We start from the raw sequence: 24,801 nt of genomic DNA, 5'->3' as shown, positions 1-24,801 counted from the left end.
CGCCCGGGGCCTCGACCTACCCGAGGAGTGTCAGTGGAACCACGACAGGCGCGCGGTGAACACGAGCACCACCACGAGCAGGACGGCGGCGAACCGGCCGACGGCACCATCAGCCGGCAGCAGTGGACCTGGTCGGTCCTGGCCGGGATGGCGTCCTATCTCGACGCCGGGTCGATCGTCGCCCTCGGCGCCGGGCTCGCGTTGTTCCAGAGCTACCTGCACCTGAGCAGCGGTGCGGTGGGAGCGCTGGCAGCGATCGGGCCGAACGCCATCGGCTGCGCGATCGGCGCGTTCATCGGCGGCCGGCTCGGTGACAAGCTCGGCCGCAAACGCATCTACAAGTACGACCTGCTGGTGTACGCACTCGGCATCGCGTGCATCGCGCTGGCGTTCAACGCACCGATGCTGTTCGTCGGGACGCTGGTGGTCGGCATCGCCGTCGGCGCGGACGTGCCCACCTCGCTCGCCCTGGTGGCGGAGTTCTCCCCGGCGAAGGCGCGTGGCAAGCTGCTCGGCTTCACCCAGGTCGCGTGGGGAGCCGGTCCGCTGGTCGTGCTGATCCTCGCGTACCTGCTGGCACCCCTCGAACTGCTGGGTATCCGGATCGTCTTCGCGCACCTGTTCGTCGTCGCGCTGGTCACCTGGGCGCTGCGCCGGCGGCTCACCGAGTCGCCGCGCTGGCAGTCGGCCTCCGAGGGCGCCAAGGACGGCAAGGACGGCAAGGCCAAACCGCAGGTGCCGCCGCACCACCGGGTGCGGGCGTTGTTCAGCGGCGCCAACCTGCGCGCGCTGGTGTGGACCGCGACGATCTACGTGTTCTGGAACATCGCCGCGGGCACGGGCGGGATCTTCACGCCGTACATCATCAAGACGCTGAACGCGGGCAGTCAGGCGGCCAGTGTCGCGTTGTCCGCGGTGGGTTTCGCCATCGGGATGATCGCCACGCCGTTGCTGTTCATGAAGTACGCCGACCACTCCCACCGGGTGCGGCGGATCATGTGGGGTGTGGGCGGCGTCATGCAGGTGGTGGCGTACGGCGCCTATCTGGTGTTCCCGTTCACTGTGACGGTGATCATCCTCAACATCGTGTTGTTCGCGGTGGGTGGTGCGCTGGCCGGCGAGGCGTTCTACAAGGTGTTCAGCCAGGAGCTGTTCCCGACCATGCTGCGGGGTACGGCGCAGGGCTTCACGTTCGGCGTCGCGCGTACCTGCCTGGGGGTGTGGAGCCTTTTCGTGCCCGCACTGGCGAGTGCGGGGATCCGGCCGGTCGCGGCGTTGCTGTCGCTGTTCTTGTTGATCAGTGCCGCCGTGGGGTTCTTCTTCATGCCCAACACGTCCGGGAAGTCCCTGGAACAGATCGAGTCCGAACGCTCGGCCATGTCCGGTTAGCGGCCGGGCCCGGTCGGGTCGTATCCACGCCCGCGTCCACCTCCGTGTCAAGGCGCGGTTGCGGTGCCGGGAAGGGCTGCGCTTTTTTACAATCGTCGCGCCGGTCCCGCGGTCGATGATGGGCGCATGACCTACCAGAACCTGTTGCCCAGGCTGATCGTTTCCGACGCGAACGCGGCCATCGACTTCTACCGCAAGGCGTTCGGCGCCGAGGAGATCGCCCGGTTCGCCGGCGACGACCAGAAGATCGTGCACGCCGAACTCCGGTTCGGTCCGGTGGCGATCACCCTCAAGGACGAGGAACCCGGCACGCCCGACGTGGGACCGGCCGCGCTGGACGGCTCGCCGGTGATCCTCACGCTGTACGTGTCCGACGCCGACGAGGTGTCCGCACGGTTGGAGGGCGCCGGCGCCACCGTGGTCCACCCCGTCGGGGACTCGCCGTACGGCCGGATGGGCCGGCTGCGGGACCCGTTCGGCCATGTGTGGATGCTCCACCAGGACGCACCTGCCCTCACCGGCTGACAGCTCGGGGCCTGTCCTGGCTCACACCTTCGGCGGCCCCGCGAGGATCGCGTCCTCGATCCGGGCGGGGTCGCCCGGCGCCAGCCAGCGTCCCCACCAGGTGGCGCCGGCGTCGGCGAGGGCGGCGATCCCGTCCGGATCGTCGACGCCGCTGACCTTCACGTCGAACCCCTCGTGGTTCCCGCGTTCGCGCGCGACGAACGCGAGCAGCTCCCGGACGTCCGCGGGAGTGATCGGCCCCTCGCTTGCCTGCGGTGGACCCTTGTAGGCGCAGCAGCCGTCCCAGCGGGCGATCCGGCGGCGAACGCCCGGAGCGAGCAGGTCGCCGCCGATCCAGATCGGGATGCGTGGCCGCTGGACCGGAACGGCGGCGTAGCGCAGACCGTCCACCCGGTAGTGCGCACCGTCGTGGTGAACGGGACGGCCGGTCCACAGGCCCGCGATGATCGCCAGCCCCTCGTCGACCCGTTCGGCCCGCTCGCGCGGGTGGACCGGCTCTCCGACCGCCCCGAAGCCGGGTTCGTTTCCGTCGCCGCTGCCGACCCCGAGGATCAGCCGGCCGCCGGACAGCACGTCCAGCGTGACCGCCTCACTGGCGAGCTTCCACGGCCGGCGCCGGGGGAGTGGCGTGACGGTCGTGCCGAGCCGGATCCGGCTCGTTGCCACCGCCATCGCGGCCAGGCAGACCCATGGATCGTAGGTCGGCACGTCCGTCCGCCCCTGGTAGACGAGATAGTCCTCCAGAAAGAACGCATCCCAGCCGGACCGCTCGGCCAGCGCCGCCAGCCGGGCGAGGCCGGCCGGGTCGAGTCCGGGCCCGGCCGCCCCTGTGGTCACCGAAAACTGCATGTGTTGAACGTAGCGGCCACGTCGTGCCGCCGCCGGTCCAGCTACGGCCAGCACCCTGGACAGGTGGAGAGCGGCCAACGAACAGTTGCAGCGTGACAGCTGACCGCATCGTCGACGTCCGTACGTCGTTCGTCCGCACCGAAAGCACCGACAGGTCCGAGCCCGTTCGCCACGACGGTGGTGACCGGGAGCCGGTCCGGCGCGACCACTGGCTGGGCGGCAAGGTCGCCAACCCGATGACGAAGTACGCGGAGTTCCGGGACAACCGCGACGCGGGGATCGGTGCCGCGGACGGTGGCACGGTCGTGGTGGAGGTCGAGTCGGAGTCCGGCGCGGTCGGTGTCGCCACGACGGCCGGACTGGCGACCGCGGCGGTGATCCGGCAGCACCTCGCCCGGCTGGTCCTCGGTGAACGCGCGAGCGCGCACTCCCGCACGTGGGACCGGATGTTTTCCAGCACCCTGCGGTACGGCCGGAAGGGCCTTGTGCTGCACGCGATCTCGGCGGTCGACCTGGCGATCTGGGACCTGCACGGCAAGGTGGCCGGCGAACCCGTGCACGCTCTGCTCGGTGGTCGGATCCGCGACGCCGTGCAGGTCTACGCGACGGGACCGCGGCCGGAAACCGCTGCCAGGTTGGGATTCGCGGGTGCGAAGCTGCCGTTGGTGTGGGGCCCGTCGGAGGGCGAGGCGGGCTTCCGGAACAACGTCGCGCTGGCCCGGGAGGCCCGCGACTCGGTTCCGGCCGACTTCCCGTTGATGTACGACTGCTGGATGGCGCTGGACGTCGACTACGCCGTCCGGCTCGCGCACGCGGTCGAGCCGCTCGGCTTCACCTGGATCGAGGAACCGCTGCCGCCCGACGACTACGCGGGCCTGCGCCGGATCCGGGACCGGATGCCGCCGGCGATGACGCTGAACACCGGCGAGCACGAGTACACCGCGAACGGTTTCCGGTTGCTGTGCGAGGCGGGGGTGGACGTGATCCAGCCCGACCTCGGCTGGTGCGGCGGGATGACGGAGGTGCTACGGATCGCGGCCGTCGCCCGCGTGTACGGCGTACGGGTGATACCGCACACGTGCGGGATGCCCAACTACCACTTCGTGGTGACCCAGCCGGGTGGCGACCTGGCGGAGTTCCCGGTGCTGTCCGCCGACGGTGAGCAGCTGGCACCCCAGCACGCGCCTCTGTTGCTCGGTGAGGACGTTCCTGACAAGGGCTGGTTGACAGTGGGTGAGAAGCCCGGTTTCGGGCTGGAGCTCGGTCCCGACGTGGAACTCGTTCCGGCCGTGCCCGACCTGCCCGGGGCGGCGCGATGACCAAGCCACGCGTCGGGGTGGTGGGCACCGGCTGGTGGGCCGGCACCGCACACCTTCCCGCGCTGGCCGGCCACCAGGGTTCCCAGCTGACCGCGATCTGCGAGCCGAAACCCGAACGGGCACGGGAGGTCGCCGCGCGGTTCGGCGTACGCCACGTCTTCGTCGACCTCGACGACCTGCTCGCCGCCGATGTCGTCGACGGCCTGGTGATCGCCACTCCGCACACCACCCACCACGCGCTCGCGAAGGCCGCGCTGGAGGCCGGTGTGCACGTACTGGTGGAGAAGCCGCTCACCACCAGCGCGCCGGACGCGTTCGAACTCGTCGACCTCGCGGAGTCCCGCGGGCTGCACCTCACCGTCGGCTACACCTACCACCACACTCCGGCCGCCGCGTTCGTGCGCGACGCGGTCCGGGAGGAGATCGGCGAACTCGTCTGCGTCGCCGCGCAGTTCACCTCCGCCACCCAGCCGTTGTTCGGCGGCGGCGACACCCCCGGCGAGGACCCGGACGAGGCGGACGTACCGCATCCGACGACCTACGCCGACCCGGCCAGGTCGGGCGGCGGCCAGGGCCACACCCAGGTGACCCACCTGATGGGCGCGGTCAACTGGACGACCGGCCGGGAGGTCGAGGAGGTGTTCTGTTACCAGGACAACCGCGGGCTGCCGGTCGACCTGGTGGACGTGATGGCGTTCCGGTTCGCCGGCGGTGGCCTGGGGACCGTCACCTCGACCGGGACCGCGGTGGACGGCCAGCCGCCCCGGCACCGCATCCACTACGACGGCACCCGCGGCACGGTGTTCCACGACCTCACCACCGGCGCGGCCACCCTGGTGCGCACCGGTGGGCAGCGGGTGGAGTGCCCGGCGCCCAGCGAGGGACCGGCGTATCCGGTGGGTGCGCCGGCGCGCGCGTTCGCCGAACTGCTCGCCGGGCGCGGTACCAACCGCGCACCCGGAGACGAGGCGGCCGCCACCGTGGCCTTCCTGGACGCGGCGTACCGTTCGGCGGCGACAGGGCGCGCCGAACGCGTGCCACGCCGAGGAGACGCCGCCCACTGACCACAGCCACCGAGCAGGCTCACCGAGCACGGCCGCACGGTCACTGGGCACGGCGTCCGGGACAGCCCTGGGAGCGACCATGTCCTACGCCGACGGCCGACGTCCGCACCACGACGGCTCCGAACGCTACGTCAGCGACGAGGCACCGAACGTCGGCGACACCGTGACGGTGTTCGTGCGTACGTCCGACAACGAACCGGCTGCCCCGGCTGCCCCGGCCGGCCCGGCCGAGCGCGTGCACGCCAGGGTCCTCCGCGACGGCGAACCGGCGTACGTCCAGGCCACGGTGGATCGTCGCGCCAACGGCGTGACCTGGTGGCGGGCGGACCTGCCCGTTGTCAACGAGACCTTGCGGTACCGCTTCTGGCTGGGCGACTCCCGTGGCCGCGGCCGCTGGCTGAACGGCCGCGGCACCAGCGTGCGCGACGTGGACGACAGCGCCGACTTCCGGATCAGTACGGCGTCGGCGCCACCGGCGTGGGCCGCGGACTCGGTGGCGTACCAGATCTTCCCCGACCGGTTCGCGCGGTCGGCCGCCGCGGACGGCCGGGAGCTGCCCGACTGGGCGGTCCCGGCGACCTGGGACACGCCTGTCCTGGCAAGGCATCCCGACGCCGTTCGGCAGGTGTACGGCGGGGACCTGGACGGCATCGCCGACCACCTCGACCATCTCGACGCGCTCGGGGTGAACCTGATCTACCTGACGCCGTTCTTCCCGGCCCGCTCCAACCACCGTTACGACGCGGCCGGCTTCGACCGGGTGGACCCGCTGCTCGGCGGTGACGCGGCGCTGGCCCGCCTCACCGAGGCCGCACACCGGCGGGGGATCCGGGTGATCGGCGACATCACCCTCAACCACGTGGGTGCCACGCATCCGTGGTTTCGTACGGCGATGGCCGAGCCGGGCAGCGTCGAGGACGGCTTTTTCCACATCGACCGCGCCACCGGCGGCTACGCCACGTTCGCCGGGGTCGAGTCGCTGCCCAAGCTCGACCACACCAGCGCGGAACTGCGTAGCCGCCTCTACGCCGGCCGCGGTTCGGTGGTCGACCGCTATCTGCGGGAGCCGTTCGGGCTGGACGGCTGGCGGGTCGACGTCGCGCACTCCGCCGGGAGGTACGGACGCACCGACCTGGGTGACCTGGTGGGCCGGACCACGCGGGCGACCGTCGAGGCCGCCCGCCCCGACGGGCTGCTGCTGGCCGAGGACCAGTTCGACGCCTCGGCCGCGCTGCAGGGGCCGGGCTGGCACGCGACGATGGACTACGCCGGGTTCACCCGGCCGGTGTGGTCGTGGCTGGTCGACGACATCGGCGAGGAGACGTTCTGGGGTACGCCGGGACCGGTGCCCGACTACGACGCGAGCGACCTCGCGGCGGTCATGGACACCTTCCACGCGGTGACGCCCTGGCGCAGCGTGCGCACCAACCTGACCCTGATCGACTGCCACGACACCGGACGTTTCCGCTCGTTCGCCGGACCGGAGCGCCAGCTCGTGGCGGCGGCGCTGATGATGACGCTGCCGGGGATACCGATGGTGTTCGCCGGGGACGAGGTGGGCGTGGAAGGTGACCACCTGGAGTCCGGGCGGGCGCCGTTCCCGTGGGAACGTTCCCAGTGGGACGACCGGACGTACGCCGCGTACCGCGAACTCGTGGCACTGCGGCGCTCGCACCGGGCGTTGCGGCACGGTGGCCTGCGCTGGCTGCACGCGGCCGGCGACGTGGTCCTTTTCGAACGCGAGAGCCTGGACGAGCGGTTGCTGGTCCAGGTCTCCCGCGCCGCGCACCGGCCGCTGACCGCACCGTTCACGGCAGTGGGACTGACGGGCGCTCCCGACGTCCGGGCCGGTGAGGCGTTGCCCGGCGACGGTCCCGCCCACCACGTCTGGCGGGTGGAGCCGTCCTAGATCGTGTTGTCGTAGTTCAGCCGGCGCGGTGTAGCTGCGTGGTGTAGCTGTGCCGAACGGCTGAGCCGGCCGGCGTTTCGCGGCACCGGGTTCGGTCCTTCGGCTGATCCGGCCGCCGGTGCACGCGACGACGATCGAACCCATGAACACTTCTGCGACGCAAGTGAGAGTTGACAGTCGACCGTCGCTGTGGGCGCGGTGGCCGGAATGGGTGGGGTGGGCCGCGGCGGGATGGTCGCTGGCGTACGGCCTGCTGGGGGTGTACTGGGCGCTCGGCGGTGCGGGCTTTCCGTTCGGCGCCGAGGCCGACCCCTACAGCGTGGGGGTCTCGCCGCTGGAGAACGCCCGGGCGCAGAGCCTGGCGCCGGTGATCGCCGTCGTCTGCCTGCTCGGCGCGGCCGGGGCGGTGGCGATGGCCCGGGTCCGGCGGCGGGGCGGGACGGGGGCTGGTGCGGTGGGTGCCGCAATGATCGGATTCGGCTGGGTGCTGGCGATCCTCCTCACGGTCGGCCTGCCCGACGTGCGGCCGCTGATGGGGGTGGCGAGGCTGCCGCTGCTCGCGGTGGGCGCACCGTTCGGCTGGCCCGAGGGAGTCAGCGTGTTCGGGCCGGGCATGTTCACCTGGCCGGTGCTGAACGAGCTGGTGCTGATGCTCGGCGGCCTCTGCTGGGCGGCCGCCACCCTCGTCTACCAGCGGCGCCGGCGGGACACCTGCGGGCACTGCGGCCGGGGGCGCGGCGCCGCCTCCTGGACGACGCCGGCTGCCGCTGCCCGCTGGGGCCGGTGGGCGGTGGGGATCGCGGTGGTCGTGCCGCTGTTCTACGCGGCCATCAGGTGGTCGTGGTTCCTGGGCATTCCGTTCGGCGTGACCACGGAGTTCCTGCGGGTGGAAGCCGTGGACACGCCGGACATCTGGCTGGCCGGGGCGATGGAGGGGACGCTGGCGATCGGTGGCGCCGTACTCACCCTCGGGCTGGCGCAGCGATGGGCTGAGATCTACCCCGGGTGGATCCCGTTCCTGCGCGGCAAACCGGTTCGGCCGCGCACCGCCGTCATCCCCGCCACCGCGGTCACCCTGCTCATCACCGCCGCGGGGCTGGGCAACCTCCGGGCGCTGGCCGACGGGGCGTACCCGGCCGGCGTGGGGGAGAACTGGGGGACGATCGCGCCCGGCCTGTTGTGGCCGCTGTGGGCGGCCGGCCTGGGCGCCGCCACCCTCGCCTACCACCTGCGCCGGCGTGGACGCTGCCGATCCTGCGGGGCCTGACCGGCCGACGGACACGGGCATACTTGCGCGATGCCAGCCGCCTCCCGTGCCTCGTACGCGTCGTTCACCGCCGGGGACGACCTGCTCCTGGAGTTCCGCAAGTGGCCCGCGTCCCTGCACTACCGGGTGAGGACGGTGTTCCTCGGCGCGGACGAGGACGGCGCCTGGATCGGCGGACGGAAGGGCCGCGGTGTGGACCGCGGGCCGGGGCGGCGCCCGAACGTCGTGTCGGAGGACTGGGTTTCGTTCCTGCCGTACGGGCAGGGCTGGGCGGCGCGGTGGTACGCCAGGCAGGCGGCCACCGGGCGGGCCTCGCGCTACTCCTGCTACGTCGACATCACCACCCCGGCGCACGTGGACCCGGACGAGCAGGGAGTGCCCTCCGTGCACCTGGTCGACCTGGACCTCGACGTCGTACGCACGTGGGACGGTGCCGTGGAGGTCCTGGACGTGGACGAGTTCGAGGAGCACCGCCTCGCGCTCGGCTACCCCGGGGCGGTCGTCAAGGACGCCTTGCGCTCGGCCGCGGAAGTGCGCCAGGCCATGGCCGCCGGCGCGCATCCCTTCGACGGGAAGCAGGCCGGCAGGAGAGTTTCGTCATACACGGCGTACGACGAATTTCGGCTGGGACACTCGGACGCACGGCTGTCACAACGACCTGGCTGAGGTTGGGATGCCCAGAATGCGTACGGTCTCCAGGCGAGTCCGGGCACTGTCAATCGCGGCTTGTCTTCCCGCCGTGGTGCTCGCCGGGGCGACGATCGCCCCGCCGGCGGCCGCGACACCCTCCACGGCGACACGCTCCGCGGTGCCCACGCCGGCGGCGACAGCCACGCCCACACCTCCCGCGGTGGCGGCGCCGAATGACTTCAACGGCGACGGCTTCGTCGATCTCGCCCTCGGCTCGTCGGCGACCGTCAGCGGTTTCCCGTTCGCCGGGCTGGTTCCGATCGTCTACGGCACCGGCAGCACTCTCGACCCCGCCAACCGGCAACTGGTCGACGAGTCGCTCGACTGGGTTCCGGGTTCCCCAGACCACGACGAGGCATTCGGGTCGACGCTCGCCTCGGCCGACTTCAACGGCGACGGGTTCGCCGACCTGGCGGTGTGCGCGCCCACCGAGGTCGGCCCCTCCTTCACCGGTATCGGCGCCCTCTACGTGCTGTTCGGCACCTCCACCGGTCTGCGGAGCGGCCTGCGTACCGTCTCGAACTGCGACGAGGTGACGACCGGAAAGTTCAACGGGGACGGGCTTCCAGACCTCGCGATTCTCGGTGACCAGCCGCACGTGATGTACGGCAACGCGGCCCTGGGACCCGGTGGCATCGGCATCCCGCTGCGAAGGTTCGGAGCCATCAGCGAGGAGTTGTTCGCGCGGTCCGCGCTCGCCTCCGGCGACATCGACCACGACGGCTATGCCGACGTCGTCTACGCCGTCTCCCGCTCGGGCGGGGTGGTCCTGCAGGTATACCGCGGCGGCACCGGCGGCCTCGGCACCACACCCTCGCAGCAGATCCCCACGTCGTTGTCCACGTCCGCCTCGATCGGGGACATCAACGGCGACGGCTACGCCGACCTGGCGGTGGGCAGCCCGTGGGACAGTGTGGGCGCGATCGCGCTGGCCGGGCAGGTGCGCGTGTGGTACGGCAGCGCGACCGGCCTCAACCTCACCCGCGGCGTCACGGTGATCAACCAGAACTCACCCGGGGTGCCGGGCGGCCCGGAGGCGGGCGACTACTTCGGCTTCAGCGTCGCCCTCGGCGACGCCACCGGCGACGGCAGGGCCGACCTCGCGATCGGCGTCCCGTTGGAGGACATCTACACGACCCCCGACGCGGGGTACGTCACGGTGATGCTCGGGGCGGCCGCCGGCCTGAACCTCGCCTCGTCCAAGGCGTTCCAGCAGGGCGCCGGAGGTGTGCCGGGCACTGTCGCGGCGAACAACGAGTTCGGCTGGGCGCTGATGTTCCGGGACTTCAACCGCGACAACCGCGCGGACCTCGCGATCACGGCGGTTGGCACGAACGCCAACCAGGGCCTCGCCCTGGTGCTGACCGGTTCGGCCACCGGGGTGGGGCGGGTCCGGTGTGTTCCGGTGCTGACGCCGCAGGTGCTGGGCTTCCGCGTGACGGCGCTGGCCTTCCTCGGCGTGTCGGTCTCCAGATAAGTCGTTCCAGATAACTGTCGGTCTCCGGACAACTGTCACAACGAGTTTGGTGGGGTTGAGATGCCCAGGATGCGTACGGTCTCCAGGCGAGCGCGGGCGGCGTCAATCGCGGCTTGCCTGCCCGCGGTGATACTCGCGGCGGCGACGATCGCCCCGCCGGCAGCGGGCTCGACGACCGCAGCCACGACGGCCGCCACACCAGCGGCGACACCCACGACCACACCGACGCCGCCTCCGGTGAAGACGGCCGCACCGAACGACTTCAACGGCGACGGGTTCATCGACCTCGCGCTCGGCTCGCAGGCGACCGTCTCCGGGTTCCCGTTCGCCGGCATGGTTCCGGTCGTCTACGGCACCGGCACCACCCTCAACCCGGCGAAGCGGCAGCGGATCGACGAGTCGCTCTCGTGGGTGCCGGGGGATCCGCAGCAGGACGAGGGTTTCGGGTCGGCGCTGGCCTCGGCCGACTTCAACGCCGACGGGTTCGCCGACCTCGCAGTCTGTGCGCCCACCGAGACGGAGAACGGATTCGGAGGAGTCGGGGCGCTCTACATCCTGTTCGGCAGATCGGTGGGGCTGCAGTTCGCCGTGCGTGCCGCCACGAACTGCGACGAGGTGGCGGCCGGGAACTTCAACGGGGACAAGTTTCCCGACCTCGCGATCCTCGGTGACCAGCCGCACGTGGTGTACGGCAGCGCGACGCTGAGCCAACCGGGTGGCCTCGTACTCCGGAACTTCGGGGTCGTCAGCGAGGAGTTGTTCGCGCGGACCGCGCTCGCGGCCGGCGACCTCAACCGCGACGGTTACTCCGACGTCGTTTACACCGTCTCGCGTACGCGGGGTGTGGTGCTGCAGGTCTACTTCGGCGGCGCCGGCGGCCTGGGCTCCACGTTCTCCCAGCAGATCGCCACGTCGCTGTCCACCTCGGCCTCGATCGGGGACATCAACGGCGACGGGTTCGGCGACCTGGCGGTGGGCAGTCCCGCGGACACGGTGGGCGGGTTCGACCTGGCCGGGCAGGTGCGCGTGTGGTTCGGCAGCGCGACCGGGCTCAACCTCACCCGCGGCGTCACGGTGATCAACCAGGACTCACCGGGTGTGCCGGGCGGCCCGGAGGCGGGTGACTACTTCGGCTTCAGCGTCGCGCTCGGCGACGCCACCGGCGACGGCAAGGCCGACCTGGCGATCGGGGTGCCGTTCGAGGACATCGGTACGACCCTCGACGCCGGCTACGCGACGGTGATCCTCGGTACCACCGCCGGCCTGAACCTCGCCTCGTCCAAGGCGTTCCAGCAGGGCACCGGAGGTGTCCCGGGCACCGCCGCGGAGGGCAACGAGTTCGGCTGGGCGACGGTGTTCCGGGATTTCAACCGGGACAACCGTGCCGACCTGGCCATCACGGCGGTCGGCACGAACGCCAACCAGGGACTGACGATGGTGCTGACCGGTACGGCCACCGGGGTGAACGGGCCAGGGGTGTTCCCGGTGCTGACGCCGCAGGTACTGGCGTTCCCGGTGCCGGCTCTGGCGTTCTTCGGCGTCTCACTGTCCAGGTAACGAGTCCGAAAGCACGGAAGCCACCACAGGTAACGAGGGTAGGAGATGCCCAGAGAACGTACGGACACACGGCGCATGCGCGTGGTGTCAATCGCGGCTTGCCTGCCGGTGCTGATCCTCGCACTGGCGGCGATCGCCCCGCCGGCCACAGCGACCCCAGGAACGGCCATGACTTCCGGGCCGGCGAGGACTTCCGGGCTGGCCGCGACACCCACACCCGCGGCGACGTCTCGGCCCACCGCGGTGGCTGTCCCGAACGACTTCAACGGTGACGGATTCGTCGACCTCGCGCTCGGCTCGCAGGCGACCGTCTCCGGCTTCCCGTTCGCCGGCATGGTTCCGATCGTCTACGGAACCGGTACGACGCTCAACCCGGCCAGGCGGCAGCGTATCGACGAGTCGCTGGCCTGGGTGCCGGGCACACCTGAGCAGGACGAGGGGTTCGGGTCCACGCTCGCCTCGGCCGACTTCAACGCCGACGGGTTCGCCGACCTGGCGGTGTGCGCGCCCACCGAGGCCGAGGGTTCCTTCGGCGGAGTCGGGGCGCTCTACATCCTGTTCGGCACCTCCTCGGGTCTGCAGCGGGCCTCGCGCGTCGTCTCCAACTGCGACGAGGTGGCGACCGGAAGGTTCAACGGGGACGGCTTCCCCGACCTCGCGATCCTCGGTGACCGGCCGCACGTGGTGTACGGAAGCGCGACGTTGAGCAACCCCGGCGGGATCGTGCTCCGGAACTTCGGGGTGGTGAACTCCGACCTGTTCGCGCGGGCCGCGCTCGCGGCCGGCGACCTGAACCGCGACGGCTACTCCGACGTCGTCTACACCGCGTCCCGCTCGCGGGGGGTGGTGCTGCAGGTCTACTTCGGCCGGGCCACCGGCCTCGGCACCAGCTTCTCCCAGCAGATCGCCACGTCGCTGTCCACGTCCGCCTCGATCGGGGACATCAACGGCGACGGCTACGGCGACCTGGCGGTGGGCAGTCCGTCCGCCGTCGTGAGCGGGCACGACCTGGCCGGGCTGGTCCGCGTGTGGTTCGGCAGTGCGTCCGGGCTCAACATCGGGCGCGGGGTGACGGTGATCAGCCAGGACACGGCCGGGATCCCGGGTGGGGCGGAGTCCGGTGACTACTTCGGCTACAGCGTCGCCCTCGGCGACGCGACCGGGGACGGCAGGGCCGACCTGGCGGTCGGGACGCCGTTCGAGGACATCGGCACCGCCCTGGACGCCGGCTACGCGACCGTGGTGCCCGGTGCCGCCGCCGGCCTGAACTTCGCCGGGTCCAAGGCGTACCAGCAGGGGACCGGTGGTGTGCCGGGCACGGTCCGGGCCGGCAACAGGTTCGGCTGGGCGATGGTGTTCCGGGACTTCAACCGGGACCGCCGTGCGGACCTCGCCATCACGGCGGTCGGTACGAACGCCAACCAGGGGCTGGCGATGGTCCTGACGGGGAGGGCCGCCGGGGTGGGCGGGTCCGGTGTGTTCCCGGTGCTGACCCCGCAGGTGCTGGCGTTCCCGGTGGTGGCCCGGGCGTTCCTCGGCACCTCGCTCTTCCGGTAGCGGCGGCCGTCCCCTCACTCGGCGGGCTCGAGGTGCCCGGCGCAGGTCTGTGGTTGCCCGGACGAGCGTGAGCCGTCCGGGCACACCACGTCCGACCACACCGTGTCGGTGAGGTCGGCGTCCTCGAGCCGGGCGCCGGTGAGGTCGGAGTCGACCAGCCGGGCGCCGGACAGGTCGGCGTCGCGCAGGTCCGCACCCGTCGCGTCCGTCCGGGCGAGCACCGCCTGGCTCAGGTCCGCGGCGGAAAGGCGCGCCCGGATCAGTCCCACCGCGGACAGGTTGGCGCCGTGCAGGGCGGCCCGGCGCAGATCCGCGGCGCCGAGGTCGACGCCTCGCAACGTCGCGGTCTCCAGGACGGAGTCGGTGAGGTCGGCGCCGGACAGGTCGACGTGACTGAGTCTCGTCGCGGCCAGGCTCGCCCGGTGCAGGTTGGCCCGGCCGAGGGTTGCCCGGCTCACGGCCTGGTCGTCGAGAGTGACACCTTCGAGGTTCGCGCAGCGCATCTTTCGGCGGCTGAGCGAGGAGCCGGACAGCGTTCTGCCGGACAGATCGGGGCCTGCCTGGGCGCGGGGACAGTTGCGCCCGTGGGTGTCGGACCCACAGGCCACGAGCCCTCCGAGCAGTGCCGCGAGTACGACACACAGCACCGCCGTACGCGTTCCCCCGTACCGCACCCGACCAGTATCGACGCCCCGCTCGGACCCGTCACAACCTCGCCACGAAACCGTCCACGGTCCCCACCACCTGGCGGAGGATGTCGGCCGAATTGACCGGATCGTGCTCGGTTTCCAGGCCGTGGTCGGCGCCGGGGATCTCCAGCACCTCCGCCTTCGTGGACCGGGCCAGGTCGCCGTTCCAGGTCGGGTCGCCGGTGCCGCCGACCAGCAGCGTCGGCGCGGTGGCCGTCGTCAGCGCTCCGGTGACGTACCGCTCGCCGCACAGTGGTGTCAGCCAGATCGCCGGGAGGTCTCGTTCGACCGCGACCGGAGCGGCGAACGTGCCGAGCGACTTGCCCACCAGCAGCAGGCGTTCGGCCTTCTCCCGGTCCAGCGCCGCGGTCGCCTGGTCGCACACCCATCCGGACACCGCCGCGCGGTCGGACAGGGCGGGCGGTTCCCACCACACCTCCTGCACCGTCCAGCCGTGGGCGTGCAGCACCCCGCGGGTGAAGTAGAGCAGCGGGTGGGCGGGGGTGTAGCGGGCACCGGGCAGGACGATCGCGACCCTGTTGGGGTCGGCCTCGTACCGGTTGTGGTCAGCCATGCCCCATTGTCGCCACGGCGGTCGCGTCGACCGGTCACTCTCGCCGGGCATCGGCGTATCCGAGTCCGGCCAGTTTGGCGGCGATGATCTTGTGGCGTACGCGGACGCGGCCTAGGTTCGCCAGGACCGCTCCGCGTCCTGCCCTGGAGGCTCCGTGTCCAGAACACCGTCCCGGTCGTCACACCTGCTGCCGCGGGTACTGGCGGCGGCCGGCACGCTCGCGCTCGGCTTGGGAGTCCTGACCGGCACCGCGGCGGCGGCGCCGCAGCCGGTCCGCGTCGCCCCCGCGCACCCGGCGGCCACGGGAGCCGCACCAGCCGCGGCCGTCTCGGCCGCCAGGCCCGGCGTCGCGCCCGTCGCCGCGCCGGTCTGCGGCACGCTGTGCGACGGTGCTCCGGTGAGCGAGGCACGCGAGGACCGGCTGGCCGACGGAACGACCATCTACGGACGCTCGATCGAGTTGCACCTGTCCGACCTGGACGCGATGGGCTGGGCGAGCATCAACAACGGCGACCCGACCGACGAGGTGTGGCTGGACCGGTCCTACGACGGTGGGAAGACGGTCACCGACACCAAGCTCGGCGACGCGACCATCCCCGCCGGCAGCCGCGGCACCACCACCGCGATGTTCAACGTGAACGACCGTGACAACCAGCGCGCCGGCGTACTCCGCGCCTGCGGCAAGGCCGGCAACCGCGACGACGTGGTGTGCACCGCCTGGACCGGCGTGGAGCGGCCGAACCTCGAAGGAACGCCCACCAAGCGGGCGGTGGAGGCGCTGGTCAAGCTCTACAACAAGGACACCGGGCTGTGGAAGACCACCGGCTGGTGGAACTCCGCGAACGCGCTGACCGCGGTGCTCGACTACGAGCTGGCCACCGGTGACCGCTCCTACGACTGGATCATCGCCAACACCTACGACAAGAACCTGCACGCCCAGCACGGCAACTTCACCAACGACTACATCGACGACACCGGCTGGTGGGCACTGGCCTGGATCAGGGCGTACGACCTGACCGGACAGCAGCGCTACCTGGACACGGCGAAGTTCGACGTCGACTACATGTGGAGCACCCACGACGACGTCTGCGGCGGCGGCGTGGTGTGGAACGTCAACCAGCGTTACAAGAACGCCGTCACCAACGAGCTGTTCGTCAAGGCGGCGGCGAGCCTGCACAACCGCATCCCCGGCGACACGCAGTATCTCGACCGGGCACTGAACATCTGGCAGTGGTTCAGGGCCAGCGGGATGATCAACGCCGACAACCTGATCAACGACGGCCTGAACGGCACGACCTGCCAGAACAACGGCGGTACGACCTGGACCTACAACCAGGGCATCGTTCTCGGTGCGCTGACCGAGCTCGCGGCGGCGACGAAGGACACCTCCTACCTCGCCCAGGCGCGCGTGCTCGCCGACGCCTCGACCGGTAGCGAGTACCTCAACCCGGGCGGTGTGCTGACCGAGCCGTGCGAGCCGAACGGCTGCGGCGGGGACGGACCGACGTTCAAGGGCGTCTACGTGCGCAACCTCGGCGAGCTGAACGCGGTGCTGCGCGGCCGGCCGTACCAGCGGTACCTGCAACGGCAGGCGACCGCGTCGTACCTGCGCGACCGCAACCGCTTCGACCAGTACGGCGTGCACTGGGCCGGTCCGATCGAGTCGATCAGCGCGGCCACCCAGCAGAGTGCGACCGAGGCACAGATCGCACCGCTGTGGGGGCGCGGGCCCAACCAGGGTTGACGATCCGGCCTACACGGCCTACACGGCCTACACGGCCCACTCCGGAACGCGTCCGGAGTGGGCCGGATCGAGAGACTGTTCAGTCGTCGAGGGTCTGGTAGACCGAGGTCCAGAAGTCGAGGTAGACCTCCGACAGTTGCGGGAACCCCGACCGCTGGGTCATCAGGATCGCGGTGAGGCCCTCGCGCGGGTCGGAGTACCACGACGTGCCGAGGCCGCCGTCCCAGCCGAACTGCCCGGGCACCGCCGACGGGGAGTCCCGGCGGGTCACCACGGCCAGGCCGAATCCCCAGCTCCTGCTGTCGAAGTAGCCCGGGAAGAAGCCCGACTCCTCTTTCACCCGCGGCGTGAGGTGGTCGGTGACCATCGCCTGGACGGTGGTACGGGACACGATGCGCTCGTTGCCGGACCGCCCGCCGGCCAGCATCATCTGACCGAACGCCGCGTAGTCGTCGACGGTGGAGACGAGCCCGCTGCCGCCGGCCTGGAACGCGGGCGGACTGGCCCACTGGCCACCGGCGGCCGGGTCGTACACCCGCAGCGCACCGGTCTCGGGGTCGGGCTCGTAGCTGGTGGCGAACCGGTTCAGCTTGTTCGCCGGGACGCTGAAGGCGGTGTCCTTCATGCCGAGGGGTTCGAAGATCCGGCGGCGGCAGAACGTCTCCAGCGACTGACCGGAGGCGCGTTCGATCAGTACGCCGAGGAGGTCGGCGCCGGTGTTGTACATCCACCGCTCGCCGGGCTGGTGCATCAGCGGCAACGTGGAGAACCGGCGCAGCCATTCGTTCGGCCCGGGCAGCGTGGCCGGCTGGGGCGGGCCGTCGCCGATGCCCGCCTCGGCGATCGCGTCCTGGATCGGGTAGGTGCCCGGCGGTGCGAAGAGAACCCCGAAGCCGAGCTGGAACGTCAGCAGGTCGCGCACGCTGATCGGCCGGGTCGCCGGAACCGTGTCGGTGACCGACCCGTCGAGCCGCCTGAGCACCTGGCGGTCGGCGAGCTCGGGCAGCAACGTGTCGACCGGGTCGTCAAGGCGGAGTTGGCACTCCTCGACCAGGATCATCGCGGCCACCGCGGTGACCGGCTTGGTCATCGAGGAGATCCGGAAGATCGTGTCCCGCGCCATGGGGCTACGGCCGTCCACCTCGGTGAGCCCGATCGTGTCGACGTGGGTCTCACCGCGCCTGCTGACCAGGGTGACCAGGCCGGGTGCGGTGCCGCGCGCGACGTGGGCGGCCATCGTGTCGTGCATCCGGGCCAGGCGTGCCTTGGACAGGTTTTCGGTACTCATGTGCGGCCTCCTCGTGCCATCTGCCGGACCATTGTGGTGGGTACGGCGCCGATGTGGCTACCGAAGCGCCGCCGACCGCTCAGCCTGATTCGCGGAAGGCCGGGTAGAGGGGCACCGCCGGCACGTTCGGCCAGCGTCGGCGCAGGGCGTCGGCAAGCTCTCCGAACCAGCCGGCCAGCGACTCGAGCGTCCGGAGCGGTGCGCACAGGTGAGGAAGATGTCGATCGTCGCGAGCACCCTTGCCCGCTTGGAGAATCCCATCCCGTGCGGGGAGTAGGTGCCGTCGTACTTCTGTGACTGGCCTGCCAGCTGGATGGTCTTCGCCGCGGCCGCGACGGTGCGGGCGGCGGCGAAGCCGACCTCGTCCAGCACCGCCGGACACCGCACCGCGAACTCCTTGCGGTACGCCACCTCGAGCCGGTCGCTGATCTCCTCCGGGAGCAGCGACCAGCAGGGGCAGCCCGGGAAAGGGAAGCGCAGGCACACCGCGTCCAGCAGCGCGTGCTGGAAGCAGGCGCTCTCGAAGTCGAAGAAGCGCACACCGGTGCGGTGGCCGTCGTCGGTCAGCCGGCAGTTCTGCGGGCAGCTGTCGCCACCGGAGAAGACGAGGTGGTCACCGGGCGCGGACAGCGTACGGAAGATCTCGTCGAGGTCGTCGTCGATGCCCACCGGGTCGGGCAGGCCGGGTGCCGACGCGGCGTAGGCGAGGAGCCGGTCCCGAGGCCCGGCGAGCGGGAAGCCGCCGCAGCTCACCAGGTCCAGTGCCGGGTCGACCGGATTCCGTCCATCTGCCGCCGACGTCGCGGTCCAGTTGGGGTTCGCAGGAGAGGACGCGCACCGGCGTGCCCGCGGAGCGCGACAGGAGGCGTTCGAGTTGGCCGACGGGAGGGGGAACGGTCACAGGCGGCACGGTCGGCGATCCTGCCACGATGCGGCCGGTCGGACGCCGCCTCGGCGAAGTGCTGGGCACATCCGGCCATCGGGAGCGCGTGGTGCGAGTTCGTGACCTGAGTTCGTGACATGAGTCCGCGGCCGGATCCTGCCAGGTCTGCCTACCGGTCGGACGGGCGGGCACTGTGATGTGACATGGTACTGCGGTGGCTGATCTTGGACCGCCCGCCGACGTGGTGATCGTCGGCGCCGGAGTGGTGGGCGCTGCCTGTGCCTACTACGCCGCTCGGGCGGGGCTGCGGGTGGCGGTGGTCGAGGCCGGCGCGATCGCCGGCGGCACCACCGGATCGGGCGAGGGCAACCTGCTGGTTTCGGACAAGGAGCCCGGCCCCGAACTCGACCTCGCGCTGGCGTCGTTGCGGCTGTGGCACGAGCTCGCCGAGGACCTCGCACCGGCCGACGTCGAGTACGAACCCAAGGGCGGGGTCGTCGTCGCCGAGGCGCCGGAGTCCCTTGCGGCGTTGACGAAACTGGCGGAAGCGCAACGTTCGTACGGAGTACGCGCCGAGCGGGTGGACGGCGCCGGCCTGGCCGAGCTCGAACCCCACCTCGCACCCGGTCTCGCCGGCGGGATGCACTACCCGCAGGACGCCCAGGTCCAGCCGATGCTGGCGGCCGCGTGCCTGCTGCGCCGGGCCCGCGAACTCGGCGCCCGGGTATACACCGGCGTCCGCGTCGTCGACGTTGTGGCCACGGACCAGGGTTCGGAGGGTCGGATCACCGGAGTCGTCACCTCCGCCGGGAGGCTGGCGGCCGGCGCCGTCGTCAACGCCGCCGGCACCTGGAGTGGCGAGGTGGCCCTGCTCGCGGGGGTCTCGCTGCCGATCCAGCCGCGCCGCGGTTTCATCCTGGTCACCGAGCCGCTGCCACCGCTCGTACGCCACAAGGTCTACGACGCGGGCTACGTGGCCAACGTGGCCAGCAGTTCGGCGGGACTGGAGACGTCCACGGTGGTGGAGGGGACCCGCGGCGGCACCATCCTGATCGGTGCGAGTCGCGAGCGGGTCGGCTTCGACCGTACGCTGTCGGTTCCGGTGCTGGCCCGGCTCGCCGCCCAGGCGGTGCGACTTTTCCCCTTCCTGGAACGGGTTTCGACCATCCGGGCGTACCGCGGTTTCCGGCCCTACCTGCCCGACCACCTGCCGGTCATCGGTCCGGACCCGCGGGTGGAGGGGCTCTTCCACGCCTGCGGGCACGAAGGCGCGGGGGTGGGCCTGGCGCCGGTCACCGGGTCGCTGGTCGCGGCGGCGCTCACCGGTGCCGAACCCGCGGTGGACCTCCGGCCGTTCCGGGCGGACCGGTTCGACGACCCGCCGACGCCCGCAGACCAGCAGCACGCGGAACAGCCGTACGCGGAACGGCCGGGGGAGGTACGCGGATGACCGGTGACAGCGGAGCGCGGGCAGCCGGTAAGTCCTCCGAGCACCTGGTCGTGGACGGGCAGTCGGTGGCGTTCGAGCACGGGCAGACCATCGCTGCCGCGCTGCTCGCGGCCGACCGGACGTCGTGGCGGACGACCCGTACGGGCCGGCCGCGCGGGATTTTCTGCGGCATCGGGGTCTGCTTCGACTGCCTGGTCACCACGAACGGCCGCCGGGTGCGCGCCTGCCTGGAACCTGCCCGCCCGGGCGACGTGGTGACGACCGGGCCGGTGAGCACCGACGTCACCGAGTCCCCGCGCGAGTCCCTGCGTGAGTCCCCGCGTGAGGTGCCGCACGAGCCAGCGGTCCGGACCGGGCCGGCGCTGCCCACCAGGTGTGACGCCGTGGTCGTCGGTGCGGGGCCGGCCGGCCTCACCGCCGCGAACGCGATGGCCGAGCACGGGCTGTCGGTCGTCCTGCTGGACGTCGGGGAGCGGCCCGGCGGGCAGTACTACCGGCACTGCGTCGGTGGCGGCTCGGGCGCGGCCGCGAGCCCGCGCTTCCGTACGCTGCGGGCCGAGTTGGACCGGCACGTGGTCGCCGGGCGGGTCGACTACCGGCCGCGTCACCAGGTGTGGACGCTGGAACGAACGACGCCGCCCATTCCCGCGCCTGCCGCCGCGCCGCCGGCCGACCCGGTGTGGACGGTGCACGCGGTGGCGGAGGGGCCCGAACCCAGCCCCGTCCAGGTGCTCGCGCCCGCGGTGGTGGTGGCCACCGGCGGGTACGACCGGCAACTTCCCTTCCCTGGTTGGGATCTGCCCGGTGTCGTGGCGGCCGGTGGTGCCCAGGCGCTGCTCAAGGGAAGCGGCGTCGCGCTCGGTGGTCCCGGTGGTCCCGGCGGCCGGGTGGTGGTCGCGGGCAGCGGGCCGTTCCTGTTGCCGGTGGCCACCGGGCTGGCGCAGGCCGGGGCGGAAGTCGCCGGGGTGTACGAGGCGAGCCGGGCACGCGACTACCTGCGCCATGCGCGGACGCTGGCGAGGCAGCCGGGCCGGTTCGGCGAGGCCGCCGGGTACGCCCGCGACCTGGCCCGGCATCGGGTCCCGTACCGCACCGGCCATGCGGTGGTCGCCGCACACGGGGACGAACGGCTCACCGGCGTCACGGTCGCCCGACTGGACGGGCAGCGTCGCCCGATCCCCGGCAGCGAACGGCGAGTCGAGTGCGGCACGCTCGCGGTCGGGTACGGCTTCACCCCGCAACTCGACCTGCTGGTCGAGGTCGGCTGCGACGTGTCGACGGGCACCGGCGGCTCCACTGCGGTGCTGGTGGACGCCGACCAGGCAACGACGTGCGCGGGGCTGTACTCCGCCGGTGAGACGACCGGCGTGGGCGGCGCGGCCCTGGCCCTGGCCGAGGGGGAGCTCGCCGGGCTCGCGGTGGTGGCGGCGACCGGCCGTCCGGTCGAGGAGCAGCGCAAGGCCGGGTTGACGCGGCGCAAGGACAGCTTGCGCGCCTTCGCCGACGTGCTCGACGCCGTACACCCCCTGCCCGTGGGCTGGTTGGACGACCTGCCCGACGAGACGGTCCTGTGCCGGTGCGAGGAGGTCCCGGTCGGGGCGGTCCGGGAGGCGGTCCGCGACCTCGGGGCCGGTGATCCCCGCTCCGCGAAACTCCTCACCCGGACCGGGATGGGCTGGTGCCAGGGACGCACCTGCGCGGCGGCCACCGCCGCTCTGGTCGGCCGGCTGACGGGTTCGCCGCCGGACGGCACGGACGCCGCCGCACTGGCCCGCCGGCCGGTCGCCCAGCCGGTGCCACTCGGCGTACTCGCCTCCCTCGCCGACCTCCCACCCACGCACGTCATGGACAGCGACGAACCCTCCGGAGGAACAGCCCGATGACCACGCCGACCCAGCCGCAGGCTCAGCCCACGATCCAGCCGCAGCTTCAGGCCGACCCGCCCAGCAAGCCCTGGCACGGCGTCCTGGTGGCGACCGCGCTGCCGTACCACGACGACCTGACCGTGGACCACGACCGGTACGCCGAGCACGTGCGCTGGCTGGTCGACAACGGCTGCGCCGGAGTGATCCCGAACGGCTCGTTGGGGGAGTACGCCTCCCTCACCGACGAGGAGCGTTCGGCGGTCCTGCGTACCGCGCTCAAGGCCGTGCCCGACGCGGCGGTGGTCCCCGGGGTGTCCGCCTACAGTGCGCAGGCCGCCCGGCGCTGGGCCGAGGACGCCGCGGAGGCGGGCGCGCCGGCCGTGCTGTGCCTGCCGCCGAACGCCTACCGTGCGGACGACCGGATCGTGCTGGCGCACTTCGCCGAGGTGGCCAAGGTGGGCCTGCCGGTCGTCGCGTACAACAACCCCTACGACACCAGGGTCGACCTCACCCCCGAACTCCTCGCCCGGCTGCACGGTGAGGGTCACATCGTCGCGGTGAAGGAGTTCAGCGGCGACGTGCGGCGGGCCTACCAGATCGCCGAGCTCGCACCCGACCTGGACCTGATCATCGGCGCCGACGACGTGGCGCTGGAGCTCGCCGTCGCCGGCGCGGTCGGCTGGATCGCGGGCTTCCCGAACACCTTCCCGGCCGAGTGTGTACGGATGTACGACGCGGCGCGGGCCGGTGACCTGGCCACCGCCCTGCCGCTGTACCGCACCCTGCATCCCTTGCTGCGCTGGGATTCGAAGGTCGAGTTCGTGCAGGCGATCAAGCTGTCCATGGACCTCGCGGGCCGTTACGGCGGACCGTGCCGGCACCCGCGGCTGGAGCTGACGGCCGAGCACGAGGCGGTCGTACGGGCCGCCACCGAGCAGGTGGTGGCCGCGTTCGGGGCCATGCCGTCGGGCGGGCCGCGACCATGAGGACCCGGCACGTCTTCCACGCCGTCGACTCCCACACCGAGGGGATGCCGACGCGGGTGATCACCGGGGGAGTGGGCGTGATCCCCGGGGCCACGATGGCAGCACGCCGGCTGCACTTCGTCGAGCACCTGGACCACCTGCGTACGTTGCTGATGTACGAGCCGCGCGGCCACAGCGCGATGAGCGGGGCGATCCTGCAGCCACCCACCCGGCCGGACGCCGACTTCGGCGTGCTCTTCATCGAGGTGTCCGGCTGCCTGCCGATGTGCGGGCACGGGACGATCGGGGTGGCCACCGTCCTGGTGGAGACCGGCATGGTCCCGGTGGTCGAGCCGGTCACGCAAGTACGCCTTGACACTCCGGCGGGGCTGGTGGTGGCCGAGGTCGCGGTGTCCGACGGTGTCGCCCGCGGTGTCACCCTGCGGAACGTCCCGGCGTACTCCGCCGGGCTGGACCTGTCGGTCAAGGTGCCGGGACTGGGCGAGGTGCCCTACGACCTGGCGTACGGCGGAAACTTCTACGCCATCGTGGAGACCGACCGCGTCGGGCTCGGCTTCGACCGCTCGAACAAGCAAGCGCTCCTTGACGCCGGGCTGGCGATCATGGCGGCGATCAACGAGGCCGCGCCGCCTCGCCACCCGGAGAACCCCGACATCGCCGGGTGCCACCACGTCTACCTCGCCGCACCCGGCTCGGACGCCCGCCGTTCCCGGCACGCGATGGCAATTCACCCGGGCTGGTTCGACCGTTCGCCCTGCGGCACCGGGACGTGTGCCCGGATGGCGCAGTTGCACGCCCGCGGCCTGCTCGAACTCGAACGCGACTTCGTCAACGAGTCGTTCATCGGTACGACGTTCGTCGGCCGGCTGCTGGCCGAGACCACTGTGGGCGACCTACCCGCGGTGGTGCCGACGGTGACCGGGCGGGCCTGGCTCACCGGTACCGCGCAGTACTTCCTCGACCCGGAGGATCCGTTCCCGCACGGGTTCTCACTGTGAACGCCGGGAACGCCGGGGACGTCGCCGGGAACGCCGCGAACGGGAACGCGCCGGATCTCCCGTCCCTGCGAGGATTCCGCAGTCTGCGGGACGAGGTGTCGGACGCCCTTCGGGCGGCGCTGGTGTCCGGCCAGATGCGCCCGGGCGTGGTCTACTCCGCGCCCGCGCTGGCCGCGCGGTTCGGGGTGTCCGCGACGCCGGTGCGGGAGGCGATGCTCGACCTTGCCCGCACCGGGCTGGTGGAAGTCGTACGAAACAAGGGGTTCCGGGTCACCGAGGTGTCCGACGCCGAACTGGACGACATCACCGAACTCCGCGGGCTGATCGAGGTGCCGACCGTCACGAGGCTCGCCGGCGAGGTCCCGGCGCAAGCGTACGCCGAACTCCGGCCGCTCGCCCAGGCGATCGTGGACGCCGCCCGGGCCGGTGACCTGATCGGCTACGTCGAGGCGGACCGGAGGTTCCACCTCGACCTGCTGCGGCTGGCCGGGAACGCCGCCCTCGTGGACACGGTGGCCGAACTCCGCGAACGCACCCGCCTGTTCGGGCTGGGCCGCCTCGCCGAACGCGGTGTGCTGGAGACCTCGGCCCGCGAACACCTCGCGCTGCTCGACCTGCTGGAGGCCGGCGACGCCGAGGCCGTACGGAAGTTGATGCGCCGGCATCTCGGTCATGTCCGCGGCACCTGGGCCGGCCGCGCCGAGTAGAGCCGGTCCTGGCC

At 71.8% G+C, this 24,801-nt stretch carries 21 protein-coding genes; 16 read left to right on the top strand and 5 right to left on the bottom strand.

What is annotated here, in order from left to right; translation table 11 throughout:
* Positions 1-33 precede the first annotated feature (33 nt).
* Entirely contained in the window at positions 34-1,389 is a 1,356-nt protein-coding gene (locus FHR37_RS18465; protein ID WP_202818148.1) for an MFS transporter, read from the top strand.
* Positions 1,390-1,515: 126 nt separating this feature from the next.
* A complete protein-coding gene (locus tag FHR37_RS18460) occupies positions 1,516-1,914 on the top strand; it encodes a VOC family protein (RefSeq protein ID WP_092884303.1) in 399 nt (132 codons plus the stop codon).
* Positions 1,915-1,935: 21 nt separating this feature from the next.
* Here FHR37_RS18460 and FHR37_RS18455 read toward each other — a convergent pair whose 3' ends face one another.
* Positions 1,936-2,763, bottom strand: coding sequence for an LLM class flavin-dependent oxidoreductase (locus FHR37_RS18455; protein WP_092884301.1), 828 nt, complete (start codon positions 2,761-2,763; stop codon positions 1,936-1,938).
* 92 nt (positions 2,764-2,855) lie between these two features.
* On the opposite strand from FHR37_RS18455, the gene rhmD reads away from it, so the two are divergent.
* The 8 genes from rhmD to FHR37_RS18415 all read left to right on the top strand — a co-directional run bounded on the left by rhmD (position 2,856) and on the right by FHR37_RS18415 (position 13,603).
* Positions 2,856-4,082 (top strand): L-rhamnonate dehydratase, encoded by a 1,227-nt coding sequence (gene rhmD / locus FHR37_RS18450; RefSeq protein WP_175542579.1) that lies wholly within the window; start codon positions 2,856-2,858, stop codon positions 4,080-4,082.
* Entirely contained in the window at positions 4,079-5,146 is a 1,068-nt protein-coding gene (locus tag FHR37_RS18445) for a Gfo/Idh/MocA family protein (RefSeq protein ID WP_092884297.1), read from the top strand. Before rhmD ends, FHR37_RS18445 begins: the two co-directional genes overlap by 4 nt.
* A 79-nt stretch (positions 5,147-5,225) precedes the next feature.
* Positions 5,226-7,055 carry a glycoside hydrolase family 13 protein gene (locus FHR37_RS18440; protein ID WP_092884295.1) on the top strand — a complete coding sequence of 610 codons (1,830 nt, stop codon included), beginning with the start codon at positions 5,226-5,228 and terminating at the stop codon, positions 7,053-7,055.
* A gap of 142 nt (positions 7,056-7,197) precedes the next feature.
* On the top strand, positions 7,198-8,322 hold the full coding sequence (locus tag FHR37_RS18435; RefSeq protein WP_139239021.1) for a hypothetical protein: 1,125 nt from the start codon (positions 7,198-7,200) through the stop codon (positions 8,320-8,322).
* A 30-nt stretch (positions 8,323-8,352) separates the two neighbouring features.
* Positions 8,353-8,988 carry a DUF402 domain-containing protein gene (locus FHR37_RS18430; protein WP_092884291.1) on the top strand — a complete coding sequence of 212 codons (636 nt, stop codon included), beginning with the start codon at positions 8,353-8,355 and terminating at the stop codon, positions 8,986-8,988.
* Positions 8,989-9,172: 184 nt separating this feature from the next.
* Complete coding sequence (locus FHR37_RS18425; protein ID WP_175542578.1) at positions 9,173-10,489, top strand: FG-GAP-like repeat-containing protein; 1,317 nt, start codon at positions 9,173-9,175, stop codon at positions 10,487-10,489.
* Between the two features lie 237 nt (positions 10,490-10,726).
* The gene (locus FHR37_RS18420; RefSeq protein WP_175542577.1) at positions 10,727-12,046 is read left to right on the top strand and encodes an FG-GAP-like repeat-containing protein; all 1,320 of its coding nucleotides are present in this window, start codon (positions 10,727-10,729) and stop codon (positions 12,044-12,046) included.
* A gap of 168 nt (positions 12,047-12,214) precedes the next feature.
* Entirely contained in the window at positions 12,215-13,603 is a 1,389-nt protein-coding gene (locus FHR37_RS18415) for an FG-GAP-like repeat-containing protein (RefSeq protein WP_175542576.1), read from the top strand.
* 14 nt (positions 13,604-13,617) lie between these two features.
* Here FHR37_RS18415 and FHR37_RS18410 read toward each other — a convergent pair whose 3' ends face one another.
* Positions 13,618-14,277: a pentapeptide repeat-containing protein gene (locus FHR37_RS18410; protein ID WP_092884283.1), complete on the bottom strand. Its 660-nt coding sequence runs from the start codon at positions 14,275-14,277 to the stop codon at positions 13,618-13,620.
* Positions 14,278-14,308: 31 nt separating this feature from the next.
* On the bottom strand, positions 14,309-14,866 hold the full coding sequence (locus FHR37_RS18405) for an alpha/beta fold hydrolase (protein ID WP_092884281.1): 558 nt from the start codon (positions 14,864-14,866) through the stop codon (positions 14,309-14,311).
* Positions 14,867-15,020: 154 nt separating this feature from the next.
* On the opposite strand from FHR37_RS18405, the gene FHR37_RS18400 reads away from it, so the two are divergent.
* Positions 15,021-16,610, top strand: a complete 1,590-nt coding sequence (locus FHR37_RS18400; protein WP_237768869.1) for a glycoside hydrolase family 76 protein — start codon at positions 15,021-15,023, stop codon at positions 16,608-16,610.
* Positions 16,611-16,689: 79 nt separating this feature from the next.
* Here FHR37_RS18400 and FHR37_RS18395 read toward each other — a convergent pair whose 3' ends face one another.
* A complete protein-coding gene (locus FHR37_RS18395; RefSeq protein WP_092884279.1) occupies positions 16,690-17,898 on the bottom strand; it encodes a serine hydrolase domain-containing protein in 1,209 nt (402 codons plus the stop codon).
* Between the two features lie 57 nt (positions 17,899-17,955).
* Positions 17,956-18,651, bottom strand: coding sequence for a hypothetical protein (locus FHR37_RS18390; RefSeq protein WP_092884277.1), 696 nt, complete (start codon positions 18,649-18,651; stop codon positions 17,956-17,958).
* 344 nt (positions 18,652-18,995) lie between these two features.
* Between FHR37_RS18390 and FHR37_RS18385 the strand changes: the two genes are divergently transcribed.
* Genes FHR37_RS18385 through FHR37_RS18365 form a run of 5 tightly spaced genes read left to right on the top strand, consistent with a single transcriptional unit; the run spans position 18,996 to position 24,787 of the window.
* Positions 18,996-20,231 carry an NAD(P)/FAD-dependent oxidoreductase gene (locus tag FHR37_RS18385; RefSeq protein ID WP_092884275.1) on the top strand — a complete coding sequence of 412 codons (1,236 nt, stop codon included), beginning with the start codon at positions 18,996-18,998 and terminating at the stop codon, positions 20,229-20,231.
* Positions 20,228-22,114: a 2Fe-2S iron-sulfur cluster-binding protein gene (locus FHR37_RS18380; RefSeq protein ID WP_092884273.1), complete on the top strand. Its 1,887-nt coding sequence runs from the start codon at positions 20,228-20,230 to the stop codon at positions 22,112-22,114. Before FHR37_RS18385 ends, FHR37_RS18380 begins: the two co-directional genes overlap by 4 nt.
* Positions 22,111-23,082: a dihydrodipicolinate synthase family protein gene (locus FHR37_RS18375; protein WP_092884271.1), complete on the top strand. Its 972-nt coding sequence runs from the start codon at positions 22,111-22,113 to the stop codon at positions 23,080-23,082. The genes FHR37_RS18380 and FHR37_RS18375 overlap by 4 nt, the downstream gene beginning before the upstream one ends.
* Positions 23,079-24,080 (top strand): proline racemase family protein, encoded by a 1,002-nt coding sequence (locus tag FHR37_RS18370; protein ID WP_092884269.1) that lies wholly within the window; start codon positions 23,079-23,081, stop codon positions 24,078-24,080. The genes FHR37_RS18375 and FHR37_RS18370 overlap by 4 nt, the downstream gene beginning before the upstream one ends.
* Positions 24,077-24,787, top strand: coding sequence for a GntR family transcriptional regulator (locus tag FHR37_RS18365; protein ID WP_237768868.1), 711 nt, complete (start codon positions 24,077-24,079; stop codon positions 24,785-24,787). Before FHR37_RS18370 ends, FHR37_RS18365 begins: the two co-directional genes overlap by 4 nt.
* Positions 24,788-24,801: the final 14 nt, after the last annotated feature.

Origin of the sequence: Actinopolymorpha cephalotaxi (genome assembly GCF_013408535.1) — a bacterium.
In the GTDB taxonomy this organism is placed as follows: Bacteria; Actinomycetota; Actinomycetes; order Propionibacteriales; family Actinopolymorphaceae; genus Actinopolymorpha; species Actinopolymorpha cephalotaxi.
The sequence above is the reverse complement of the archived record's forward strand: the minus strand, read 5'-3'. Positions and strand labels throughout refer to the sequence as shown.

Bases quoted from the DNA above. Each gene is read 5' to 3' on its own strand.
- FHR37_RS18375 (WP_092884271.1), top strand. From the start codon at position 22,111: ATGACCACGCCGACCCAGCCGCAGGCTCAGCCCACGATCCAGCCGCAG.
- FHR37_RS18370 (WP_092884269.1), top strand. From the start codon at position 23,079: ATGAGGACCCGGCACGTCTTCCACGCCGTCGACTCCCACACCGAGGGG.
- FHR37_RS18430 (WP_092884291.1), top strand. From the start codon at position 8,353: ATGCCAGCCGCCTCCCGTGCCTCGTACGCGTCGTTCACCGCCGGGGAC.
- FHR37_RS18415 (WP_175542576.1), top strand. From the start codon at position 12,215: ATGACTTCCGGGCCGGCGAGGACTTCCGGGCTGGCCGCGACACCCACA.
- FHR37_RS18405 (WP_092884281.1), bottom strand. From the start codon at position 14,866: ATGGCTGACCACAACCGGTACGAGGCCGACCCCAACAGGGTCGCGATC.
- FHR37_RS18460 (WP_092884303.1), top strand. From the start codon at position 1,516: ATGACCTACCAGAACCTGTTGCCCAGGCTGATCGTTTCCGACGCGAAC.
- FHR37_RS18435 (WP_139239021.1), top strand. From the start codon at position 7,198: ATGAACACTTCTGCGACGCAAGTGAGAGTTGACAGTCGACCGTCGCTG.
- FHR37_RS18380 (WP_092884273.1), top strand. From the start codon at position 20,228: ATGACCGGTGACAGCGGAGCGCGGGCAGCCGGTAAGTCCTCCGAGCAC.
- FHR37_RS18440 (WP_092884295.1), top strand. From the start codon at position 5,226: ATGTCCTACGCCGACGGCCGACGTCCGCACCACGACGGCTCCGAACGC.
- FHR37_RS18455 (WP_092884301.1), bottom strand. From the start codon at position 2,763: ATGCAGTTTTCGGTGACCACAGGGGCGGCCGGGCCCGGACTCGACCCG.
- FHR37_RS18395 (WP_092884279.1), bottom strand. From the start codon at position 17,898: ATGAGTACCGAAAACCTGTCCAAGGCACGCCTGGCCCGGATGCACGAC.
- FHR37_RS18445 (WP_092884297.1), top strand. From the start codon at position 4,079: ATGACCAAGCCACGCGTCGGGGTGGTGGGCACCGGCTGGTGGGCCGGC.